The organism is Mesorhizobium sp. LNHC232B00, assembly GCF_000502435.1.
Lineage (GTDB): Bacteria > Pseudomonadota > Alphaproteobacteria > Rhizobiales > Rhizobiaceae > Mesorhizobium > Mesorhizobium opportunistum.
Genome location: NZ_AYWP01000009.1, coordinates 82,747 through 103,318, shown reverse-complemented (window position 1 = coordinate 103,318; position 20,572 = coordinate 82,747). Strand labels below are relative to the sequence as shown.

Annotated in this window: 21 protein-coding genes and 1 pseudogene; all 22 read right to left on the bottom strand. The window is 64.4% G+C overall.

The window, feature by feature from the left end; all coding sequences use genetic code 11:
* Nucleotides 1-14: 14 nt before the first annotated feature.
* The 22 genes and pseudogenes from X743_RS155470 to fliI all read right to left on the bottom strand — a co-directional run bounded on the left by X743_RS155470 (nucleotide 15) and on the right by fliI (nucleotide 20,571).
* The gene (locus X743_RS155470) at nucleotides 15-1,271 is read right to left on the bottom strand and encodes a flagellar hook protein FlgE (RefSeq protein WP_023765758.1); all 1,257 of its coding nucleotides are present in this window, start codon (nucleotides 1,269-1,271) and stop codon (nucleotides 15-17) included.
* A gap of 79 nt (nucleotides 1,272-1,350) precedes the next feature.
* A complete protein-coding gene (locus tag X743_RS155475; RefSeq protein WP_023765757.1) occupies nucleotides 1,351-2,019 on the bottom strand; it encodes a response regulator transcription factor in 669 nt (222 codons plus the stop codon).
* 210 nt (nucleotides 2,020-2,229) lie between these two features.
* Nucleotides 2,230-2,817 carry a transglycosylase SLT domain-containing protein gene (locus tag X743_RS155480; RefSeq protein ID WP_051508539.1) on the bottom strand — a complete coding sequence of 196 codons (588 nt, stop codon included), beginning with the start codon at nucleotides 2,815-2,817 and terminating at the stop codon, nucleotides 2,230-2,232.
* A complete protein-coding gene (locus tag X743_RS155485; RefSeq protein ID WP_023765755.1) occupies nucleotides 2,747-4,138 on the bottom strand; it encodes a flagellar hook-length control protein FliK in 1,392 nt (463 codons plus the stop codon). The genes X743_RS155480 and X743_RS155485 overlap by 71 nt, the downstream gene beginning before the upstream one ends.
* Entirely contained in the window at nucleotides 4,135-5,502 is a 1,368-nt protein-coding gene (locus X743_RS155490; protein ID WP_023765754.1) for a chemotaxis protein, read from the bottom strand. Before X743_RS155490 ends, X743_RS155485 begins: the two co-directional genes overlap by 4 nt.
* Nucleotides 5,499-6,884 (bottom strand): MotB family protein, encoded by a 1,386-nt coding sequence (locus X743_RS155495; protein ID WP_023765753.1) that lies wholly within the window; start codon nucleotides 6,882-6,884, stop codon nucleotides 5,499-5,501. The genes X743_RS155490 and X743_RS155495 overlap by 4 nt, the downstream gene beginning before the upstream one ends.
* Nucleotides 6,881-7,507: a hypothetical protein gene (locus X743_RS155500; RefSeq protein ID WP_023765752.1), complete on the bottom strand. Its 627-nt coding sequence runs from the start codon at nucleotides 7,505-7,507 to the stop codon at nucleotides 6,881-6,883. The genes X743_RS155495 and X743_RS155500 overlap by 4 nt, the downstream gene beginning before the upstream one ends.
* Before the next feature lie 3 nt (nucleotides 7,508-7,510).
* Nucleotides 7,511-9,154 (bottom strand): flagellar basal-body MS-ring/collar protein FliF, encoded by a 1,644-nt coding sequence (gene fliF / locus X743_RS155505; protein ID WP_023765751.1) that lies wholly within the window; start codon nucleotides 9,152-9,154, stop codon nucleotides 7,511-7,513.
* A 129-nt stretch (nucleotides 9,155-9,283) separates the two neighbouring features.
* Nucleotides 9,284-10,354, bottom strand: coding sequence for a flagellin (locus X743_RS155510; protein WP_023765750.1), 1,071 nt, complete (start codon nucleotides 10,352-10,354; stop codon nucleotides 9,284-9,286).
* A gap of 266 nt (nucleotides 10,355-10,620) precedes the next feature.
* On the bottom strand, nucleotides 10,621-11,604 hold the full coding sequence (locus tag X743_RS155515; RefSeq protein WP_023765749.1) for a flagellin: 984 nt from the start codon (nucleotides 11,602-11,604) through the stop codon (nucleotides 10,621-10,623).
* Nucleotides 11,605-11,855: 251 nt separating this feature from the next.
* A complete protein-coding gene (fliP, locus tag X743_RS155520; protein ID WP_023765748.1) occupies nucleotides 11,856-12,587 on the bottom strand; it encodes a flagellar type III secretion system pore protein FliP in 732 nt (243 codons plus the stop codon).
* Complete coding sequence (locus X743_RS155525; protein WP_023765747.1) at nucleotides 12,584-13,075, bottom strand: flagellar basal body-associated FliL family protein; 492 nt, start codon at nucleotides 13,073-13,075, stop codon at nucleotides 12,584-12,586. Before X743_RS155525 ends, fliP begins: the two co-directional genes overlap by 4 nt.
* Before the next feature lie 17 nt (nucleotides 13,076-13,092).
* Nucleotides 13,093-13,803, bottom strand: a complete 711-nt coding sequence (flgH, locus tag X743_RS155530; RefSeq protein ID WP_023765746.1) for a flagellar basal body L-ring protein FlgH — start codon at nucleotides 13,801-13,803, stop codon at nucleotides 13,093-13,095.
* Complete coding sequence (locus X743_RS155535) at nucleotides 13,800-14,387, bottom strand: MotE family protein (RefSeq protein ID WP_031257722.1); 588 nt, start codon at nucleotides 14,385-14,387, stop codon at nucleotides 13,800-13,802. The genes flgH and X743_RS155535 overlap by 4 nt, the downstream gene beginning before the upstream one ends.
* Nucleotides 14,388-14,390: 3 nt before the next feature.
* Nucleotides 14,391-15,555 (bottom strand): annotated as a pseudogene (locus X743_RS01000000168925) (flagellar basal body P-ring protein FlgI).
* A 149-nt stretch (nucleotides 15,556-15,704) separates the two neighbouring features.
* Entirely contained in the window at nucleotides 15,705-16,253 is a 549-nt protein-coding gene (flgA, locus tag X743_RS155540) for a flagellar basal body P-ring formation chaperone FlgA (RefSeq protein ID WP_023765744.1), read from the bottom strand.
* A gap of 2 nt (nucleotides 16,254-16,255) precedes the next feature.
* On the bottom strand, nucleotides 16,256-17,044 hold the full coding sequence (flgG, locus tag X743_RS155545) for a flagellar basal-body rod protein FlgG (RefSeq protein ID WP_013893214.1): 789 nt from the start codon (nucleotides 17,042-17,044) through the stop codon (nucleotides 16,256-16,258).
* A gap of 10 nt (nucleotides 17,045-17,054) precedes the next feature.
* Complete coding sequence (locus X743_RS155550) at nucleotides 17,055-17,378, bottom strand: flagellar hook-basal body complex protein FliE (RefSeq protein WP_023765743.1); 324 nt, start codon at nucleotides 17,376-17,378, stop codon at nucleotides 17,055-17,057.
* Nucleotides 17,375-17,791 (bottom strand): flagellar basal body rod protein FlgC, encoded by a 417-nt coding sequence (gene flgC / locus X743_RS155555; RefSeq protein ID WP_023765742.1) that lies wholly within the window; start codon nucleotides 17,789-17,791, stop codon nucleotides 17,375-17,377. The genes X743_RS155550 and flgC overlap by 4 nt, the downstream gene beginning before the upstream one ends.
* 2 nt (nucleotides 17,792-17,793) lie before the next feature.
* The gene (gene flgB, locus X743_RS155560; protein ID WP_013893217.1) at nucleotides 17,794-18,174 is read right to left on the bottom strand and encodes a flagellar basal body rod protein FlgB; all 381 of its coding nucleotides are present in this window, start codon (nucleotides 18,172-18,174) and stop codon (nucleotides 17,794-17,796) included.
* Between the two features lie 170 nt (nucleotides 18,175-18,344).
* Entirely contained in the window at nucleotides 18,345-19,190 is an 846-nt protein-coding gene (locus tag X743_RS155565; protein ID WP_023765741.1) for a hypothetical protein, read from the bottom strand.
* Nucleotides 19,171-20,571 carry a flagellar protein export ATPase FliI gene (gene fliI / locus X743_RS155570; RefSeq protein ID WP_023765740.1) on the bottom strand — a complete coding sequence of 467 codons (1,401 nt, stop codon included), beginning with the start codon at nucleotides 20,569-20,571 and terminating at the stop codon, nucleotides 19,171-19,173. Before fliI ends, X743_RS155565 begins: the two co-directional genes overlap by 20 nt.
* Nucleotide 20,572 lies beyond the last annotated feature (1 nt).

The following is a 20,572-nucleotide window of genomic DNA, read 5'->3' as shown; positions in this document are numbered from 1 at the left end:
GGGCGACGCCCGGTTTATCTCTTCAGGTTGACAAGGACGTCCATCAGGTCGGAACCGGTCTGGAAGACTTTCGAATTGGCGGTGTAGCTGCGCTGCGCTGCGATCATGTCGGTGAGTTCCTCGGCGATATCGACATTGGAGTTTTCGAGCGCGCCGGAGATGATGGAACCGGCTTTGCCTTCGTTGGCGAAGCCGACACGGACCGCGCCGGAATCAGTGCCCTGGGCATAGACGTTGCCGGGAAGAGCCTTGAGCTGGTCCGGGCTCTGAACGTCGGCAAGCGGTATCTTGTAGAGCGGCTTGGAGGTGCCGTCCTTGTACTGGGCGTAGATGGTGCCGTCCTTGCTGATCTGGACCTTGTCGATGGTGCTCGGCGCGTTGCCGTTGACCTGGGCGTCGGAAACGGTGAAGCCGGTCCCGAGTTGGGTCAGCGTCGACAAATCGAGATTGAGGCTCGCACCGCCCGGCACGGTGAATGAAACGCTGGTGGGCGTGCCGGTGAGTTTGCCGGTCGTGGTATCGAAGGTCAGGTTGGCCGTGCCGAGTGCGCCGCCGGTGTAGGGGAACGATGTTCCGGCCGTCGCCTTCGACTGATCGAAAACCGCCACCTGCCAGGTGCCGGTACCCGTGTTGGTGAAATAGACGTCGAGCAGCTTCTTGTTGCCGAGGTTGTCATAGGCGACCATCGACGATTTCGAGGTGTACTGTGCGGTGGCCGCGTTGGCGCCGGGCAGGTTGGCAGTGGCGACCGCTGTCGCGCCTGCAGGCAGATTGCCGCTGAAGCTACCCGCGGTGCTCGGAGTCGCGGTCAACCCCTGGTCGGAGATGACAACCGGCTCCAGACCTTCGAAGCCGTTCACTGTCGCAGCCGGCGTGCCGTTGGCGTAGCTGTAGGCCATCAGCTGGAAGCCGGCCGCGTTGACCAGGCGGCCCTGCGCGTCGGGAACGAAGGCGCCGGCGCGGGTCAGATAGGGCGTACCGCTGGGATCCTGGACGACAAAGAAGCCATCGCCGCTGACGGCAAGGTCGGAGACGGAGGTGGTGTATTGGAGCACGCCCGGATCGCTGACCGCCTGCCGGATCGTCGTGGTGACGCCGCCGGAATTGTAGGCGCCACCCGTCGACGGCATGATCAGCGTCGAAAATTCGGCGGAGGATCGCTTGTAACCGGTGGTATCGGAATTGGCGATGTTGTCGGCTGTCGTCGACAGGCGGTTGGCCTGTGCGTTCATGCCGGAAACGCCGGTCCGCATCATTCCGTAGAGGCTCATCGAGATGTCTCCGCAATATCCATGCCACTGGCGGCGAGGCTACGCGCCTTGTCTTGCGCGAAGCTGGCGCGATACGGCATCAGAACACCAGCCGGTAGCCGAGGAAGCGTTTGGAATCGATCGGGTCGGTGCCCAGCTTCTCGCGCAGCTTCTTACGCAGTTTGCTGATGTGGCTTTCGACCACGTTCTCCTCGACCTCTTCGTCGAAGATGCCGTAGATGGCGTTGAACACCTGGGTCTTGGTGACACGGCGGCCGCGGTTGCTCGCCAGATATTCGAGGATGCGGCGTTCACGGCGCGGCAAGGGCAGCGGCTGGCCGTCGATCTCGGGATCGCGGCCGTCCATGAAGATGCGCATGGCGCCGATCTCGGTGTAGGCGACGTCCTCCTGGGCGCGGCGGCGAATGGCGGTGATGCGGGCCAGGATCTCTCTGATGTGGACGGGCTTGCGGACGACGTCGTCAACGCCGCTCTCGAACAACCGCAGCGTGTTTTCCAGCGAATGCTGTTCGCTGAGAGCAATGACAGGAGCTCCGGTGCGGTCGCGGATATGGCGTGGAGAGATCGAGCCTTCGCGGCAGTCGCCGATAAGGAAGGCGCGGACCGAGCGCAGATCGGCGTCGGCGGCCGAGTTCACCCACTCGCCAAACTCGCCGGGTGCGAAACCCGCGCAGGCGACCCCCTCGCGGTCGAAAAGTGAATTGTATCCCTCTGTTACGAGCTCTCGCTCGTCAACGATAACGATCATCGGCCCCGCCTCCGAATCAGCACATTTGCCCCGTGGAAAGAGGCGTAACCGGTGGCGGGAATCCTGAACACGGTCATTTCTTGTAACTAGTTTCTTGGGAGTCTGGAATCGTGCCGGTTGCATTAGCGTGCAGCCAGATATGCTTGAGGGGCCAGGTCAAAATCGAGCCACGGTGCAGTGCGGCTAGCATATAGGAGGCTGAAAATACGCCTATGGGTTGCAGAAGGACCGGGCGTTGGTTGTCCATTTGCCAAAACCGGTGGCAACCATGTTGGCGATGACCCGGCAGACATAGACCTTCTGCGCCGGATCGTTGTCGGGACCGGCATGATAGCGCGCGACGGCCATCGACCAGGTCTCGTGGCGGGCATGGAGACCGGCCAGGAAACGTGCCGCGTAGTCGACATTCTGGCGGGGGTCGAGCATGTCGTCGACGCTGCGGAAATGCGAGGCGTGGTAGTGATGATTGATCTGCATGCAGCCGAGATCGATCAGCGTCTTGCCCTCGCGGCGGGCGTTGGCGAAGGTGGCAAGTGCCTCGGTTCGGCTTTTCGGGAAGACTGCTTTTCCTTCTATGTTCAAAGCGTTAGGCTGAAGGCTGCCTTTCTTGCCGGTCTCTGTCAGGCCAACCGCGTAGAGGATGCCGGCGGGTATGCCGTAGCGGTCGGCGGCACGCAGGATCTCGGGCTCGCAGGGATTGGTGGCGGCAGCGGCGCCGCCCGCAAGGCTAGATAAAGATATCGCCGCCAGCGCGCTCGCGAGAAGGCGAAACGGCGCGGCCGTGTGCTTGCGCGTCATCGTGGTTACCCCTTGCGGATTGCTGGCCCGGTTGCTGGCCGCCGGCTCCACCATTGCCGCCGCTGGAATTTCCGGGCTGAAAGGACGACTGGTCGCGGCCAGCCACCGCGGTCATCGACGCGGTTGCATCCGCCCGGGTTGTAGCCGCAACGGCCACCGACGGTTGCATGATGGTGATCTTATCAACCTCGAAGCCCAGCCCGCGTAGCGACTTGACGATCGCCTCGCTATCGCTGGAAAGCCGACGGTAGGCGTCGTGTGTTTCGGGCTTCAGTTCAATCGAGAGTTGTTCTCCGGAGAGACGAAGGTGTGCCGTGACCATGCCCAGTTCGGCCGGGTGGAGTTCGATCTTCAACACATGTGTCGGAACGGCAACAGGGCTGGCCAGTTGGGTGGCCGCGGAAGCCGTCGAATGCACCTGCTGCGGGCCGCCATCGGCGGTTATGGCGCCGATCACGCTGAGCGCTGCCTGGCTCATCGGCGCCTGCGGCGGGGCAGGGAAGCTGCGCTCGGAAACCACGTCGATGCGCCCGGCCGTCGAGAGCCGTTTTCCTGGTTCGGAACGCAACGAAGACTGAACGTCGGCGGTGGACTTCAGCTGTGGCGCCGCCTGTTTCGGATCCACGCCGGGTACGTCGGCCGGGGTCGTCTCCGGCAAAGGGCCGGCGGCGATCGCATTGTCGCGCCGTGGCGCGCCAGCGGCGGCGTCGCGCGCGGACGGGTCGTCAAGTTTCGTCAACAGCCCGTCCACGAGCGACGCCCGCTCAGGCTTCGACATAGGTTCGACGTCGCCACTGCCGGCGGCTGACTTCGGCCGGTAGCCCTTGGGGAGATCCTGCCCCTCGACAGCGGCGTCCTGGCCGGTTTCGCCGACGTCGGCCGACTTGGTCGATGTCGAGAAATGGCGCAGGTCATGAAACGCCATCAGAAGCGGCAGATGATCGTCAAGCGGCGTTGCGCCGGCGTCGGACACTGGTGTTTCAGTGTCGGTGTCCTTGGCAGCCCGGGCATCCTTGCCGTCCTTCGTGGATTTCGCCGCCGTCAATCCGGTCGGTGCGGCCCGTGCGGCCCGCGCTTTGCCGTCCAGCATCGGCTTGTCCTCGCCCGTCTGCGCCGCAAGGCCAGCGGCGAGCTTGCTCCAGCGCGGATCGCGCGACCCGGCCTCGGTCGGCGGCTGCTTTTCCGGGCGGGCCGGGTTCGCGCCAACGTGCACCATCTTGCCGAAACCGTCATCATCCTTCTTTCCCGGCACGGCCGGCTGGTCCGCCGTGGTGCGCGCGGCGGTAAATCCTGGCAGGCCTGGGCCGAGGCTGGGTGTCATTTCGGGGCGGCTCCAAGCATTTGGTCGATCAGGTCGAGCTGTCGACGGGTTTTCACCATGGCGGCGTCGGTCGGGTCGGTCTTGTCAGGGCTGGCCGAGGCTGCGGGCGCCGAGGCCGGGAGGACGGCTGCGGTTTCGGCCGAAGGAACCGGCGCGCTCGGCGCAACGGTCGCGACGCCATCGGCTGGCGCAACCGCGGGCTGTTCGGAGGCAGCGCCTTCGACGGGTGGCAACCCGGCGGAGTCGGCGGCCTGCGCGGCGGTAACTTCGGGTTGCTTCGGTGCAGCTGCCGCGGGCGCCGGACTTGCGGCTGGAAGAGAAGCGGGTGGCGCCACCACTTCACCGGCGATGGTCTGTGCGGCGTCGAGCAGGTCGCGGTCACCATCCGACAGCTTGCTGCGGTCGATCTTGCCGAGCTTGGCGCGCACATCCTCGATGGTGTCCGAGGTCACGGTGGACAGGCTGGAATAAAGCAGGGCGCGCGGATCGTCCTGATTGGTGTTGCCGTCGCGGCCCTGTTCGGCGCGCGTCGAGGCGAAGGCCGACAACTCGTTCAGGCCATCGATCGCGGCACGGCGGGCGATGCGCAGATAGATCACCTTCTCGCGCTCGGGATCCATCATCGAGGTGATGTCGGCCAGCTTGTCCTGGCTGATCGACATGTGCAGCGCGATGACCCCGGAGACGAAGGAATCCGCGAACTGGCTGGCATAGGGCGAATAGAGGTAGCGCTCGACATACTGCGTGGAGGCAAGCGCGAAACGCGCCGCGTCGCCTTGCGCCACGGCAATGCCGACCGAGCGTCGCAAGGCCGCTTCCTCGACCAGTGTGCCGGGGCTGAGCAGTTTGGCCTCATCGAGCAATTTGAGTGCCGCCGCCGGCTCGTCGCCAGCGAGAAGCGACCCCTTGACCAGGGCCAGGAATGCGCCGAGATCGCCGGGCAGCGCCATCGGATCGATCGGCCCGAGGGCTTTGATCGCGTCGCCGGGCCGGCCATTCAGATAGTCGATCACGCCCTTGGCGATGGCCAGGTCACCCGGATCGGCGGCGGCACGCGACACGGCTGCCTCGACAGTCACCGGATTGCCGCCGCTCATGCCATAGACCAGGAGCGCGCGAAAATTCTTTGGTTCCTGGAAATCCTGCGCATCCGCCTCGCGCAGACGCGCATCGGTCATCTCGAGCAGCTTGGCCTGCATCGGCATGGCGGCGTGATCGCCGGCGGCGATGCGGTCCTGGATGAGCTGCAGCGAGCGCACCAGCTGATAGGGCTGCAGCGCATCCTGGGCGAAGCCGGACGATGGATGTCCGGCAGCCAGCAGCAGCAGGCCCATAATGCGGCTGGTGACGGCCACCCGTCTCATCCGCCGGCCGCCATCAATATCTCGATGCGACGGTTGACCGCCGCCATGGGATCGGCCGGATCCTTCGGTTGGCGGTCGGCGAAGCCTGCGACTTCGGTGATGCGGCGTTCGTCGACGCCGCCGCGCACGAGCATGTAGTAGGCGGAATGGGCGCGTGCCGTCGACAGCCGCCAGTTGTCGTAGCTGTCGCTGCGGAAGGGGCGTGCATCGGTGTGGCCGTTGATGCTGATGGTGCCCTTCTGGCTGTTGACGATGCGGCCGATCTTTTCCATCGCCAACACCAGTTCGCGGCTCGGCAAGGCCGAGCCGACTTCGAACATGCCGAAGTCGAGCTGATCGGTTATGGAGATGACGACGCCCTTGTCCGTGGCTTCGACCGAGACGCCGTCGTGCAGCTTGTCGCCGGGCTTGAAGGCATCGGCCAGCTGCCGCTTGACATCGGCCGCCGCCTTCAGCGCGGCGGCGGTCGGTGCCTTTTCCGCGGCTTCGGGCTTCGCGGCTTCTCGGCTGGCAGGGGTAGCGTCCGCCTTGGCCGCTTCCGCGGCGTTGCCTTGTCCGGCCTCTGCATTGCTGGCCTTGGTATCGCCGGCTTTGATATCGCCGGCCTTGATATCGTTGGCCTTGGCCATCGTCGCGGCCGCATCCTTGGCCAAGGGCTCGAGGGGCGCGTCCTTGAGAGGCGGTGCCGGCGGCACGGCCTTGATTTTGGCGACCTGTGTCTCGGCGGCCTTGTCGCCGGGCTTGACCGGGTCGCCTTCGATCCTGGGGCGCTGGGCACTCGCCTCGGCGCCCGGTGCCGCGACCTGCTGCGACCAGAAATCCGGCTCGAAGGGATCGCGATAGGATGCGCCACCGGAGGCGCCGGTCGCCGGGCCGGCACTTTGCGCGCCGCCGTCGCCCTTCTGGCTGACGTTCTGCATGACGCCGGTGTCGGTGGCGATCTCCGAGAGCACCGCGTAAGGGTCGGCGAAGAGATGCTCGTCGGACCTCTCGGACTGCTGTTGTTCCTGCTTGTCCTGTTTGCGTTCGGATGTGCCTGCGCCACCGGTGCCGTCCTGCCCGCTCTTGCCTGTCGCCTGTTGCGGGCTTTCGGCGGTCGCGCCGATCGCATTCGGACCGTCACCAAGGTCTTCCAGGCCCTTGCGGCTTGAGTTGCGGTCGACCAGCTTGACGGGGTTGAAATAGCTGGCGACAGCCGCCTTGGTCTGTTCGTTGGCGGCGTTGATCAGCCACATGACCAGGAAGAAACACATCATCGCCGTCATGAAGTCGGCGAAGGCGATCTTCCAGACGCCGCCGTGGTGACCTTCGTCGTGGTCGCCATGGGCATGCCGCACGATGATGATCTCGTGCCTGCCGTGATCGGCTTCAGCGACGCTCACGACAGAACCTCGGACAGAGTTTCCGACCACTCGGCCATGCGGGTCTCGAACACCGCTTCGTCGATGTTGACGGTCAAGTCGAAGCCGGGCGCCTCGGTGAAGTCGAGATTGGCAGTGCGCGGCCCGAGCGATGCCTTCAGTGTTTCGAACAGCGAGAGCGGCCCGCGCACGGCGATACGCACTGCTTCGCTGTCGCCGACAGCTTCACGAACCGCGCCGGCCAGCGCTTCAAGCGAACGCTTCTGCACGTCGTCGCTGACCACGCCGCCAATGATGCGGGCGACCGTGGCGGCGACGAGATCGGTGACACGCGCCTCCATGGCGTCGATGCGCGACGACACGGCGTTGCCGACATCGCCGCCGAAGCTTTCCAGAAAGATCCTCGCTTCCTCGGCATTGGCCTGGCGCTCCGCTTCCAGCGCGGCTTCATGGGCGGCCGAGAAGCGTTCCGTGAGTGTGGCCTCCGCCTGGGCAACCGCCTCGGCGATCAGGATGCCGATATCGGCCTGGGATGCCGCCGGTTCAGGGGCCCGCCGAGGGTCGGCCGTGGCCTGAGGCGGGCTGACACGCTGCGCGCGCGTACCGAAATCAGGGAGGAGATCGAAAAGGGTTGCGGAGGGCATGGTCTAGGCCGCGACTTCCTGGGCCGCCCATTTGCGCAGGATCTGCGCGGTGCGTTCCTCGTTGATGTCGACCATGCGGGCAAGCCGCTCCTGCGGCGCGGGCCTGATTTTCTGGCGAAGATCGTCGAGCGGGGTGGCGCCGGGCCTTGCACCGGGCAAGGCGCCGACGGCGGCATTGGCGGAAGCGGCTGCCTCCGGTGTCGGCAACGAGCGCTGGACCTCATCGAAGTTGGGGCCGGAGATGGCGGGCGTCGCCTTTGCCGTCAGCGCGGCCGCCATCGGCCGCAGGCCGAAGAAGGCGACCAGGAACACCACGACGATAAAGGCGCCGGCATTGATCAGCGTGCCGGCGTGCTGGCCGATGGAATCGAGCATTCCAGCTTGCGGAACCGCCTCGCCATCCAGTCCGTCGATGAATTCGACCGCCGAGACGTCAATGACGTCGCCGCGCTTGTCGTCGAAACCGGTGGCAGAGCTCACCATCTTCTGGATCTCGGCGACGCGCTTGGCGATCTGTTCGGGGGTCGCTTCCTTGCCCAGGATCGTCTTCAGCCGGTCCTGGTTGACGACGACGGCGATCGACATCTTGGTGACGGTGTAGCCATTGGAGACGGTGGCGATCTTCTTGGAGTTGATCTCGTAATTGGTGATCTCCTCCTTGCGGTCGTTCGCCGAAGAGGTCTGCGGACCCTCGGTGCTGGTCGCCTGGGTCTCCGGCAGGTTCTGCTCGACGCTGGCCGGGGTCGAAGCCTGCTTCTGGTTGCTGTTTTCGTTGGCCCGCACCGACTGCACAGAGCGTTCGACGCGGGAATTCGGGTCGAAAATGGTTTCTTCGGTCTGGCGGGTGTCGGTGTTGATCTCGGCCTTGACGCTGGCGCGGAAATTGTCCGGGCCGAGATAAGGGGTGAGCGCGCGGCGGATGTTGTCGCCGATCTGTGCCTCCACCGTCTGCTCGACGCCGAGCGTGCGGGCAGCACTGGTGTTGGAGGGATCATCGCCCGCGGCCAGCAAATTGCCGTTGGAATCAAGCACCGTCACCTTGTCGGCCGACAGGCCCGGCACGGCGGCGGCGACGAGATGGCGGATCGACATGGCGCTTTTCTCGGCGTCGATGCCGGAATAGCGGATGACGACCGATGCGGAAGGCTGTTGTTCGTCGCGGCGGAAGTTGGCGCGTTCGGACATGACGATGTGGACGCGCGCCGCCTTGATGCCTGCGATGGACTGGATGGTGCGGGCGATCTCGCCTTCGAGCGCACGCACGCGGGTGATCTGCTGCATGAAGGAGGTGAGGCCCATCGCGCCGACATTGTCGAACAGTTCGTAGCCGGCATTGGCACTGGTGGGCAGGCCCTTTTCGGCGAGCAGCATGCGCGCCTGCGCGGTGGTGCCGGCCGGCACCAGCACGGAGGTTCCGTCGGAGCCGACGTCGAAACCGATGCCTGCCTCGCCCAGCACCAGGCCGATCTGGTTCACGTCGGAACGATCGAGCCCTACATAGAGCGTGTCGTAGGCAGGGCGGTTGAGATAGACCGAGGCGATGCCGATGACGCCCATCACCAGGACGGCGATACCCGCCAGGATGGCAAGGCGCTTCACCCCAAAACCGCGGAGATTCGAGATGATGCTCTGGATCTGTTCCGGCACGATAGAGCGACTCCCAGCATGATTGTCCGCCGGAACACTAGCCCTCGAAGCTTGTGCGAAAATGAAATCGGGCCGCGCTTGCGCGCGGCCCGTGAATTGGAGGTGGGGTGTCCGTCAGCTACGGCTGGATTAGCCGTTCTTGAAGAGCGACAGGATCGACTGCGAGGAGCTGTTGGCGATCGACAGCGACTGGATGCCGAGCTGCTGCTGCACCTGCAGCGCCTGCAGGCGAGTCGATTCCTTGTTCATGTCGGCATCGACGAGCTGGCCGACGCCACGGTCGATGGAGTCCATCAGGCTCTGCGTGAAGGTCTTCTGTAGGTCGATGGAGCTCTTGGCGGCGCCGAGGATGGTGGCTTGGTCGGTCAGCTGGCTCATGACCTTGTCGATCTTGCCGACCATCTGGGTGATGATGTCGTCGGTCACGCCGGCCGCCGTGATGTCGAGATTGTAGGCGGAAACGTTGTCGATCCTGGCCACGACCGCGCCAGCCGCGGTTTGGCCGGCCGTGTTGGCGGCAATATCGGTGGCGCCGCCGGCGAGCGCGGTCGCATAAGCGTTGTCGTACAGGCTCTGGGCGGCCGCGGTGGCATAGACGGAGGTCTGGCGATCGAGCGTGCCCTGGTTTTTGACATCGGTCGCCAAACCGGAATCGAACAGCTTGGTGCTCTCGACATCTATGTCGATCGTTCCGAGCGAGATCGCGCCCGATGAGGAGCGATTGAACGACGAGACGATCTTGGCGTCAGGCTGGACACCGTCATTTGCGGCCGCGACCTGCGTGGATGTCACCGACAGGAAATTCGAACCCGAGAAGGTGGCGGCATCCGCAAAGGACTTCATCTGCGCCTGGAGCGCCGTGATTTCGGTCTGCGTCTTTGCCTTGGCGGCAGCCGTCTGACCAATGGTGGAGAGCAGCTTGGTCTTGATCTTGCCGATCGTATCAAGCGCATTGTTCATGCCGGTATAGGCGGTGTCAACCTTCGAGGCGCCGAGACCGAGTGCATCCTGCACGGTCGACAGCGCCTGGTTGTCGGAGCGCATCGTCGTGGCGATCGACCAGTAGGCGGCGTTGTCCGAGGCCTCGGAGACCCTGTAACCCGTCGATATCCGGGCCTGCGTGTGCTCGAGCGATTTGTTGGTGGCGTTAAGGCTTTGAAGTGCCGTCAACGCCGCAGCGTTTGTCATGATGCTCGCCAAGAAACTCGCTCCTTTTTCCGAGCCGGTTTCTCAAAACCGGCATTGCCCTCGCGAGCCGCTGGCCCGCCCATGGATTGCCGTCGATTCGCCAATCCGTTGTAAGCTAATGGTTAACCATGACTAGCGCGTTATGGTTAACGGCCTGTTAAAGGCTTGCTTTCGAGAGTTAAGGAACGAGCGTTGCGCGGGGCTGGCGCAAACGCAAATCGGGCCGCGCTTTTGGCGCGGCCCGATATTCTAGTCCTGTTCGTGGTTGGTGAGAGCGATCAGCCGCGGAAGAGCGACAGGATCGACTGCGACGAACCGTTGGCGATCGACAGCGCCTGGACGCCGAGCTGCTGCTGGACCTGCAGAGCCTGGAGGCGGGTCGATTCCTTGTTCATGTCGGCGTCGACGAGTTGGCCGACACCGCGGTCGATGGAGTCCATCAGGCTCGAGGTGAAGGTCTTCTGCAGGTCGATGGAGCTCTTGGCGGCGCCGAGCTTGGTGGCGGCGGTCGTCATATCCTTGAGTGCGGCGTCGACGACGGTCATCATCTGCTGGATCTGAGTGTCGCTGGCGGCCGTGGTGCCCGAGAAGATTTTCAGCGAGGCGACCGAATAGGTGTCGGTGGCCGCCGCGGCAGCGCCGAGGGTCGGGGCCGAGGCCGTTGCAGCAACACCGCTGATGCCGAGGCGGTCGGCGTCGAGGATGCCCTTCGCGGTCGGCGTTGCGCCTGCATCATACAGCTTGATGCTTTCGACATTGACGTCGATCGTCGAGATCGACACCGCGCCGGTGGAGCTGCGGTTGAAGGCCGAAACGACCTTGACGTCGGCAGCCGTGCCGGTAGCGGTGGACACCGAAAGCATGTTCGTGCCGGAGAAGGTGGCGCCGTCGGCGTAGGCCTTCAGCTGCTTCTGAAGAGCGGCGATTTCGACCTGGGTCTTTTCCTTCGACGCATCCGTCTGGCCGTAAGATGCGGTCAGCTTCTGCTGGATCTGGTTGATGGTGGAGATCGCGCTGTTCATGCCGGTGTAGGCAGTGTCGACTTTCGAAGCGCCGAGACCGAGCGCATCCGAAACGGTGGACATGGCCTGGTTGTCGGAGCGCATCGTGGTGGCGATCGACCAGTAGGCGGCGTTGTCCGAAGCCTGGGAGACGCGATAACCCGTCGAGATGCGGGACTGGGTGGTGTCAAGGCTCTTCTGGGTGGCGTTCAAGCTCTGCAGCGCGGTCAACGCTGCGGCGTTCGTCATGATACTGGCCATGCTACTCGTACCTTGTTTTTACAGGTGTTTTTTTGACATACCGGCTTTCCCGGTATGACGGAGCGGCATCATGCCAATGACCGTTGTTTCGATCACCCGCCATCTGCGAGCGAATATGGCGGCAAGTCCCTACCAAAGGGCTAAACCGGAAGGTTAACCGAAAATAATTTGGGAAATTTCGACGATGCCGTGCACCCCGTCCAGCCTCTTCGGCGGACGGTGCTTCTACCGAGGCGTTACGGTGCGGACGATCAGTTGAACGAGCGCACCAGACTGCCGACGAGCAGGTTCCAGCCGTCGATCAGCACGAAGAACAGGATCTTGAACGGCAGCGACACCACGGTCGGCGGCAGCATCATCATGCCCATCGCCATGGTGATGGTGGCGACGATCAGGTCGATGACCAGGAACGGCAGCACGATCAGGAAGCCGATCTCGAAGCCACGCCGGATCTCGGAAATCATGAAGGCAGGCACCAGGATGCGCAGGTCGACGGTGTCGCGCGAAACGGTCTGGCCGCGCTCGCGGGCGAGGTCGGCGAAAAGGTCGAAATCCTTGTCGCGCACATTGTGCAGCATGAAGGTGCGGAACGGATCCGAGATCTTGTCGAAGGCCTCGGTCTGGCTGATCTGATTGTCCATCAGCGGCTTGACGCCGGTGTTCCATGCCTGGTCGAAGGTCGGCGCCATGACATAGAAGGTCATGAACAGCGATAGCGAGATTAGGATAAGGTTTGCGGGTGTCGATTGCAGGCCGATGCCGGCGCGCAGGATCGAGAAGGCGATGACAAAACGGGTGAAGCTGGTCACCATGATCAGCAGGCCCGGCGCCACCGACAGCACGGTCAGCAGGCCGAACATCTGGATGATGTAGCCGACGGTGGCGCCGTCGGCCTTGCCGATGCCGCCAAGGTCCAGCTGCTGGGCCGCTGCGATCGATGTGGTGGCGCCAATCAGCGCCGCGGCGAGAAGGAATTTTCTCATTCGAGCAGAAATGTCCTGATGAGTACTTGCTTGGCGTGTCCCTGACTGCGGATCGACGCGCGTTCGTCGAGATCTGCCTTCAGGTGCTGGTAGCCGCTGGCGCCTTCGATCTGGTGCATCTTCAAGGTGCGGACGAAGGCCAGAAGATCCTGATGGATGTCCTCCGACATGGCCGGCGGCTGCGGCGCGTCATAGACCACCGACACTTCCATCCTGAGCCAGGTTTCCGCGGGCGAGGCGATGTTGGTGGTGATCGGCGCCAGTGCAACGAGGGTCGATCCCGTGCCAGCTTCATGCGTGGCGGCGGGCTCGGCCGTCTTGCCCTCATTCTCCGCAGCCGGCACCGATGACGGTGCGCCGACACCCTTGAGATAGCCGCCCGACATCCAGCCCATGCCGATGGCGGCGGCCGTCACCACCAGCAGCATGGCACCCTGGACGGCGAGGGAAGGACCCTTGCGATGCTGAAGCTGTTCGACGTTGGCCACGTTTTCGCTTCCCAATCCTAGAACGGAAGAACCTGGTCGAGAACCTGCTGGCCATAGGCGGGTTGCTGGACCTCGGTGATACGGCCGCGTCCGCCGTAGGAAATGCGCGCTTCGGCGATGCGTTCGTAGGGGATCGTGTTCTCGGCGCCGATGTCGGCCGGCCGCACGATGCCGGCGATGGTCAGCACCCTGAGTTCGGCATTGACACGCACTTCCTGCGAGCCTGTGATCATCAGATTGCCATTGGGCAGGACGTCGGTGACGATGGCCGCCACGTTCAGCTCCAATGTCTCGGATCGCTTTATCTCACCATCGGCGGTCGTGTCGGTTTGGGAATTCAGCGCTCCAGCGCCTTTGCCGGCAGTGCTGCCGATCTTGTCCCATTGGGCGCTGATATCGAAACCGAGCTTGCGGTTGGCGGTACGGCTCCGGTCGTTCTGGTTCTTGAAGTTGGCGCGGTCGTTGATCTTGATCCTGACGGTCAGGATGTCGCCCTGGGACAGTGCCCGTGGGTCGGTGAACAGCCGGCTCTGGCGATCGTCCCACAGCGAGAATTTCTTGACCGGCGCGCGCGGCGTCTCGGGATATTTGTAAAGGGACCCGGTATCGCCGCCGTCTATGCCGGAGCCAACCGGAGAGAGCGCCGGTTCCTTGCCGACTTCCTTGAGATTGGTGCCGCAGCCAGACAACGCAGCCACCGCGAACAGGATGAGCGTTCTGCGGATCATGACGGATCTACCCTTCGGGCTGCGCTGGCCATGATGCCGGTGAGCGTCGCCGCCGCCTTCTGGTCCATTTCATTGAGGATGACGCCAGCCTTGCGCGAATCGAGCTTCATCAGGATGGCCGCGGCCAGGTCGGCGTTGACGATTGCCAAGCGCTCGGCCGCGGCATCGGGCTTCATGCCGGCATAGATCTTGACGACGCCGTCCTCTGCCCGGGCCAGGAAGACCTCGCGCCGCTTCAGCCAGGTCTCGTATTCGGCCTTCTTTTCGTCCAGAGCCTTCATGCGCTCGTCGATGCCGGCCTGGAGCTGCTTCAGCTCCTCGGCCTGCAAGGCATAGCGGCGGTCGCGGGCGGCGTCGGCTATGTTTGAGCAAAAGCGCTCGATCTCGCTCTGGTCCGGTGCCTTCTCCCGCGTCAATTGCTGGGGTGCCGCCGCAGGCTGCGCCCCTGGCAGAACCTGCCGAACGGCATCCTCGCCGTGCGCTCCGCCGCCGGAAACGGACATGGCCGCGAGAGCCGCGGCCGCGAATAGGATGGCGCGGGAGCGAGGTCTTTCATGGGATGAGAGGAAGAGGATCATCGGCATCGCCTATTGAAGAACCAGATCGGCTTGCAGGGCGCCGGCCGACTTGATGCCTTGCAGGATGGCAATGATGCCGTCCGGCTTGACGCCGAGCCGGTTGAGGCCGGAGACGAGGGTCTGCAGGTCCGGCCCGTCCAGCACGGCGACACGGGCGTCCGGCCGGCTGGCGTCGATGGCGGTGAACGGCTCGACCGCGGTTTCGCCCTTGGAGAAGGGTTCGGGCTGCACGACGCGCGGCGCTTCGGTAATGCGCACGGTCAGCGTGCCGTGGCTGATGGCGACGCGCGAAATCTTGACGTCGTTGCCGATGACGATTGTGCCGGTGCGCTCGTCGATGACGACGCGGGCCGGCGTGTCGGACTCGACCACCAGATTCTCGATCTCGGCGTAGAATCGCGCCGCCGAAACATTCTTCGGCCGCCTGATCTGCACGGTTCGGGAATCGCGCTCGCCCGCCACGCGCATGCCGAAGCGCTGGCTGGTGTAGTCGTTGATTGCGTCAGCGATGCGGATGGCGGTCGAAAAATCGGGATTGCGCAATTGCAGCGTGAGGATCGCCTGGTCGTCGAACTCGGCTTTCACCGAACGCTCGACGATGGCGCCGTTCGGCACCCGGCCGGCGGTCGGCACGCCTTGCGTCAATTGCTCGGCCTGCCCTTGGGCGGTAAAGCCCGAAACGATGACCGCGCCCTGGCCGACGGCGTAGATCTCGCCGTCCGCCGCTTTCAGCGGCGTCATGATCAGCGTGCCGCCGGCAAGCGAGGTCGCGTCGCCCATCGAGGAGACGTCGATGTCGATNTTTCAGCGGCGTCATGATCAGCGTGCCGCCGGCAAGCGAGGTCGCGTCGCCCATCGAGGAGACGTCGATGTCGATGCGCGCGCCCGACTGCACATAGGGCGGCATGTTGGCGGTGACGATGACGGCGGCGACGTTCTTGGCGCGTGCGCTACCGCCTTCGGTGGCGATGCCGAGGTTTTCGAGCATGGCGCGGATCGACTGTTCGGTGAACGGCGAATTGCGCAGGCTGTCGCCCGATCCGGCAAGCCCGATGACCAGGCCGTAGCCGACGAGCTGGTTGTCGCGCGAACTCTGCAGCTGGGCGATGTCCTTGATGCGCGAGGCGACCTGGCCAGGCGGCAGCGAGCTTGGCCCGGGCGAAACGCGGAACATGCGGGTGGTGGTGGCCGGATCATATTCGGGATCGTCGTAGACGCCGCCATTCCTGGCCGCAAGTTCGCGCTTGGCCTTGGGTGTCAGGCCGTCGGCCAGCGCCGGCTGCAGGCCGAGCAAGGCCGCCAGCAGAAGGGCAAGCGGACGCATCATGAAGCGCTGACCTGGATGGTTCCGTCGGCCATCACCGTGCCGGAGAGGATCTTGCCGCTGTCGCTGTTGCGAACCTTGATGAGGTCGCCGGCGGAACCTGGCTGCAATGTCACGGCGGTGGCCGATATCGTCAGGCCGCCCGAGATGAAGAAGACCTGCACGGCTGCGCCCTGTTCGACCAGCCAGGCATCGCGAACGGCTGTCGAAGGAATATAGCGGCCGGGCAGCAGCGTGCGTTTGGCGACCTTGCCCTGGAGTTCCTCGGCCAGCGTCGCCATCGCCTCGGGCTTGTGCTTGCCCGGGATCAGGGTCACCTGTTTCAAGGCGGTGAGCTCGATGGTCTCGCCGGGATAGATGACCCGGTTGGGGATCAGCACGACCTCGCCGCCGGATTGATTGCTGGCGATCTGAGTAGCCGATTGGTTTGCCGATTGACCTGTCGATTGGTTTGTCGATTCCTGGGCGAAAGCCGGCATGCCACCGGTCACCAGCGCAAGGACGAGCGCGGTGCGGCGGAATGCGGAGCAGGAGATCGGCATGGCCATCGTTACCTGATGTTCTTGGAGACGACGGAGGCCATGTCGTCGGCGGCCTGAATGACCTTGGAGTTCATCTCATAGGCGCGCTGCGCCGAGATCAGCTCGGTGATTTCCTTGACCGGATCGACGTTGGAGGCCTCGAGATAGCCCTGCTGGATGGTGGCGAAGCCGGGGTCGCCGGGGACGCCGACATTGGCCGGGCCGGAGGCGGTCGTTTCCTGGAAAAGGTTGTCGCCGAGCGGGGCGAGGCCCGCCTCGTTGGCGAAGTTCGCGATCTGAAGCTGGCCGAGGTTCTGCAGGTCGGTCTGGCCGTCGATGCGGGCGAAGACCTGGCCGGTCTTGTTGACGATGACCTCGACGGCATCGACAGGCACGTTGATGGCCGGAATGACACTGGCTCCGTCCACGGTCACCAACTGGCCGGTGGCGTTGGTGTTGAAGGCACCGGCGCGGCTGTAGAGCGTGCCGCCATCGGCGCCCTCGATCTGGAACCAGCCCCGGCCGGTGAGCGCCATGTCGAAACTGTTGCCGGTGCTGGTCAGTTCGCCCTGGGTGTGGACGTTGCGCACGGCCGTCGTCTTGACGCCGAGGCCGATCGAGACGCCTTCCGGCACCAGCGAGGCGTTGGAGCGGTTGGGCACGCCTTGCGTGCGGTCGACCTGGTAGAGCAGGTCGGAGAATTCGGCGCGTGCCCGCTTGTAGCCGGTGGTGTTGATGTTGGCGATGTTGTTGGCGATGACTTCCAGATTCGTCTGCTGGGCATTCATGCCGGTGGCGGCGATGGCGAGTGCTTTCATGGCCTGTTCCTCAGATGCCCATACGACTAACTTCGAGATAGGCCGAAACGACCTTGTCGCGGATGGCGACGGCGGTCTGGAGCGCCTGCTGAGCACTCATCACGGCATCGACGACCTGGCGGGTATCGGCGTCGCCCTTGAGTGCCTGCATCGACACCTGCTCGGCATTCTGCATCGTGCTGACGGTTTTGGAGGCGGCCCGGCTCAGCGCCTCGGCGAAGGACGTGCCAAGGTTGCCGGGCGCCGCGGGCGCAACGCCGCCTTGAAGCAGGTCAGTCGTAGTGTCGCCCAGACCCGGCTTCAGGTTAAGCGCGCCGATGCCGTTCACGATCATTGGTTCCTCATCAGGTCGATGGTCATGGAAATGAGGTCGCGCGCCTGCTTCACGACTTGCAGGTTGGCCTCGTAGGAGCGGTTGGCCTCGGTCATGTCGGCCATTTCGATCAGCACGTTGACATTGGGCATCTTGACGTAGCCCTTCTCGTCGGCGGCTTCGTTGCCGGGCTGGAATTCGACGGGAAAGTCGCTCGGGTCGCGGTCGATCGAGTTCACTTCGACGGTCGAGCTGCCCGAGGCCCGGTCGAGTTCGGAAACGAAGCTGATGGTCTTGCGGCGATACGGGTCGGAGCCGGGCGTGGCGCCGGTCGACTGGGCATTGGCGAGGTTTTCAGAAACAACGCGCAGGCGTTCGGACTGGGCGCCAAGGCCGGATGCTGCGACTTTCAGGGCTGCGGTCAGCGCGTCCATGGTCAGCTCTTAACCGCCATCATCATCATCGAGTGGAACGCCTTGACGATGGCCGTGTTGAGCTCGAAGGAACGGCGCACCTCGCCGGCCTTGAGAAGCTGGTCCTCGAGCACCACCGAATTCTTGGAGGGCATGACAACACCGTCGTCTTCCTGCGGCTTGATGGCGAAGCCGGCGTTGGTGGCAGCGCTGCCAAGATGGCCGGCCTGGGTGGCCTGCAGCGACACCGCGGCACGGTCGAGCACCTTTTCGAACGGCTCGACATCGTTTGCCGTGTAGCCCGGCGTGTTGGCGTTGGCGATGTTGCCGGCGATCGCCGACTGGCGCACGGCCAGCCACTGCGCTTGCTTGGCGGCGAGATCGAAAAGGGAAACGGGCTCCATGGGAATCTCCGGGCAGATGCCCCAGAGACTAGGCCGCCAGTCTTGCGCGGACCTTGCGGACGACCGCTAGAGCGGGATGCCCAAAAGCGTGACCCGGTTTTCTCGGACAAACGGGCATTGTTTGTCCAGGCATCAGGCTTACCCCTTTGATTTAGGACAAACCGCGTCGACTACCTGGAAAGCTCGATCACCTGGTTGGTGCTGGTGAGCATGACCCATTTGCCGTTGCGCTGTTCGATCGCCGACACCTTGCTGGAATCGGGCAATTTCGAGCCGCGCTGGACGAGCCACAGGCCGGTGTCGTCCTCGATCATGGCGCGGCCGTTGGCGACGTGCACCATACGGAATTTCGCGACGTCGGCAGGAAAGGGCTGATCGCCGGGCGGCGATGCCGGCCTTGAATCGTCCTGCACCGTTGCCGTGGCAAACAGGTCGAGATTGGCGTTGGGAACGTCCTTCGCCGTCAGCGGAGCGCTGCGTTCGGCGACCACGCCGCCACCCTCGCGCCCCGAATTGGTGCCGGTGCCGCCGAACTTGATCGCCTGGACGCCGAACTGGTCCTGATTGAAGAAGATGTACCAGGGAAACAGGGCGCAGGTGAGACCCAGCGCAATGCCGAGCGCGGCAATGACGACATCGCTTCGCCGGTCGGGCTTCTTGCCCACCCTGGGAAATTGCGCCTTTGGCGGCTGGGGCCACTCGGTGACGCGGAACAGGTCGTCGATCAGCAAGTTGCGGCTGGCCTGCGCCATCTCGGCAGCCTCTGCATGAGGAACCTCGTGCAGGGTGGGTTCGACAATCCTGGGCACGATAGGCTCGGCTCTGCCGGCCCTGGGCAGGATCGGCTTGACAGCCCTGGCCAGAACGGCCTCGGCCTTGGCGGCTATGGCACGAGCGGCTTTTGCCTTGGCCGCATTCGCTTCCCGTGTCCTGGCTTCCTCCGCGGCGTTCGCCTCGGCGATCATCTCGCGCAGGACGCGTTCGGTGTACTGTCGTTCACTCTCCTGGTTCGGCATTCTGCTTTCCCTTGAGATGACGGGCAAGGTCGGAGAACGGATCGGTCGAAGGACGGTCCCTGGGCGATTGCGTCAGCGCCTCGTAGATCAGCGGCACCTGGCGCACGGCAATGTCGAGTTCGGCATCGACGCCACCCTGATAGGCGCCGAGCAGGCGAATGTCGCGTGTGTCCTCGAAGCGCGAGATCATCGACTTCAGCCGGGTCACCAGGGCGCGTTGCTCGAGGCTCCACGCCTTGCCAGCCAGACGCGATATGGACGACAGCGGATTGACCGGCGGATAGCGTCCCTGTTCGGCGATCGCGCGGTCGAGCACGACATGGCCGTCGAGGATGCCGCGCACGGAATCGGCGACCGGATCGTTGTGGTCGTCGCCATCGACCAGCACGGAAATGATGGCGGTGATCGAGCCTTTTCCCTCGGCTCCTGGCCCGGCTCGCTCAAGCAGCTTCGGCAGTTCGGTGAAAACCGAGGCGGGGTATCCGCGGGCGACCGGCGGCTCGCCGGTTCCCGTTGCCACTTCGCGCAAAGCATGGGCGAAGCGGGTGATCGAATCCAGCACCAGGAGCACACGGTGGCCCTGGTCGCGAAAGTGCTCCGCGACACGCATGGCGGTGTCGGGTGCGCGCCGGCGCATCATGGCGCTCTCGTCGCTGGTGGCGACCACGGCCACGGTCTTGGCCATGCTGTCGCCGATCGTATCCTCGAGGAATTCGCGGACCTCGCGGCCGCGTTCGCCGATCAGCGCCACGACGACGGTGTCGAAAGCGTCGGCACCGGCGAGCATGGCAAGCAGCGTTGACTTGCCGACGCCGGAGCCGGCAAAGACGCCGAGGCGCTGGCCCAGGCACAGCGGCGTGAAGATGTCGATGACCTTGACGCCGGTCATGAACGCCGTTCCGACCCGCTGCCGGGCCATGGCGCCGGGCGTGGTGGCGTTGGCCGCCATGTCGTCACCCCTGACGAGCGGCGGGCCTCCGTCGATCGCCCGGGTCAGCGCATCGATGGTGCGGCCGCGCCACGAGCCGTGCGGAGCCACGGCGAGCGGGCCGCGGCGGAAGACGGCATCGCCGATACCGGCATCGGCACTGCGTTCGAAGGGGGCTACGACAACCTCGTCGCGGCTGATCTTGACGATCTCGCCGCGGCGCGCGCCGGCCAGGCCACGCTGCTCGACGATATCGCCCAACCGAGCGAAATCGGAAAGGCCGCGCACCTTGTAGTGCGTGGGCGTGACTTCGGTGACGAGGCCGCCGCGCTTGACCAGCCCGTCGGCGCCGCTGAATCGGCGCCATACACGCTCGAGCGCGGCCAGACGGTCTTCCGGCGCCGGCTGCAGCTGTCTCTCGGGTGCGCGGATGGATGGCTGTTGGAGCGACATG

Excerpts from the sequence above, each read along its gene's own strand:
- X743_RS155470 (WP_023765758.1), bottom strand. The coding sequence starts at position 1,271 with ATGAGCCTCTACGGAATGATGCGGACCGGCGTTTCCGGCATGAACGCA.
- X743_RS155475 (WP_023765757.1), bottom strand. The coding sequence starts at position 2,019 with ATGATCGTTATCGTTGACGAGCGAGAGCTCGTAACAGAGGGATACAAT.
- X743_RS155480 (WP_051508539.1), bottom strand. The coding sequence starts at position 2,817 with ATGACGCGCAAGCACACGGCCGCGCCGTTTCGCCTTCTCGCGAGCGCG.
- X743_RS155485 (WP_023765755.1), bottom strand. The coding sequence starts at position 4,138 with ATGACACCCAGCCTCGGCCCAGGCCTGCCAGGATTTACCGCCGCGCGC.
- X743_RS155490 (WP_023765754.1), bottom strand. The coding sequence starts at position 5,502 with ATGAGACGGGTGGCCGTCACCAGCCGCATTATGGGCCTGCTGCTGCTG.
- X743_RS155500 (WP_023765752.1), bottom strand. The coding sequence starts at position 7,507 with ATGCCCTCCGCAACCCTTTTCGATCTCCTCCCTGATTTCGGTACGCGC.
- X743_RS155515 (WP_023765749.1), bottom strand. The coding sequence starts at position 11,604 with ATGGCCAGTATCATGACGAACGCCGCAGCGTTGACCGCGCTGCAGAGC.
- fliP (WP_023765748.1), bottom strand. The coding sequence starts at position 12,587 with ATGAGAAAATTCCTTCTCGCCGCGGCGCTGATTGGCGCCACCACATCG.
- flgH (WP_023765746.1), bottom strand. The coding sequence starts at position 13,803 with ATGATCCGCAGAACGCTCATCCTGTTCGCGGTGGCTGCGTTGTCTGGC.
- X743_RS155535 (WP_031257722.1), bottom strand. The coding sequence starts at position 14,387 with ATGCCGATGATCCTCTTCCTCTCATCCCATGAAAGACCTCGCTCCCGC.
- flgA (WP_023765744.1), bottom strand. The coding sequence starts at position 16,253 with ATGGCCATGCCGATCTCCTGCTCCGCATTCCGCCGCACCGCGCTCGTC.
- flgG (WP_013893214.1), bottom strand. The coding sequence starts at position 17,044 with ATGAAAGCACTCGCCATCGCCGCCACCGGCATGAATGCCCAGCAGACG.
- X743_RS155550 (WP_023765743.1), bottom strand. The coding sequence starts at position 17,378 with ATGATCGTGAACGGCATCGGCGCGCTTAACCTGAAGCCGGGTCTGGGC.
- flgC (WP_023765742.1), bottom strand. The coding sequence starts at position 17,791 with ATGGACGCGCTGACCGCAGCCCTGAAAGTCGCAGCATCCGGCCTTGGC.
- flgB (WP_013893217.1), bottom strand. The coding sequence starts at position 18,174 with ATGGAGCCCGTTTCCCTTTTCGATCTCGCCGCCAAGCAAGCGCAGTGG.
- X743_RS155565 (WP_023765741.1), bottom strand. The coding sequence starts at position 19,190 with ATGCCGAACCAGGAGAGTGAACGACAGTACACCGAACGCGTCCTGCGC.
- fliI (WP_023765740.1), bottom strand. The coding sequence starts at position 20,571 with ATGTCGCTCCAACAGCCATCCATCCGCGCACCCGAGAGACAGCTGCAG.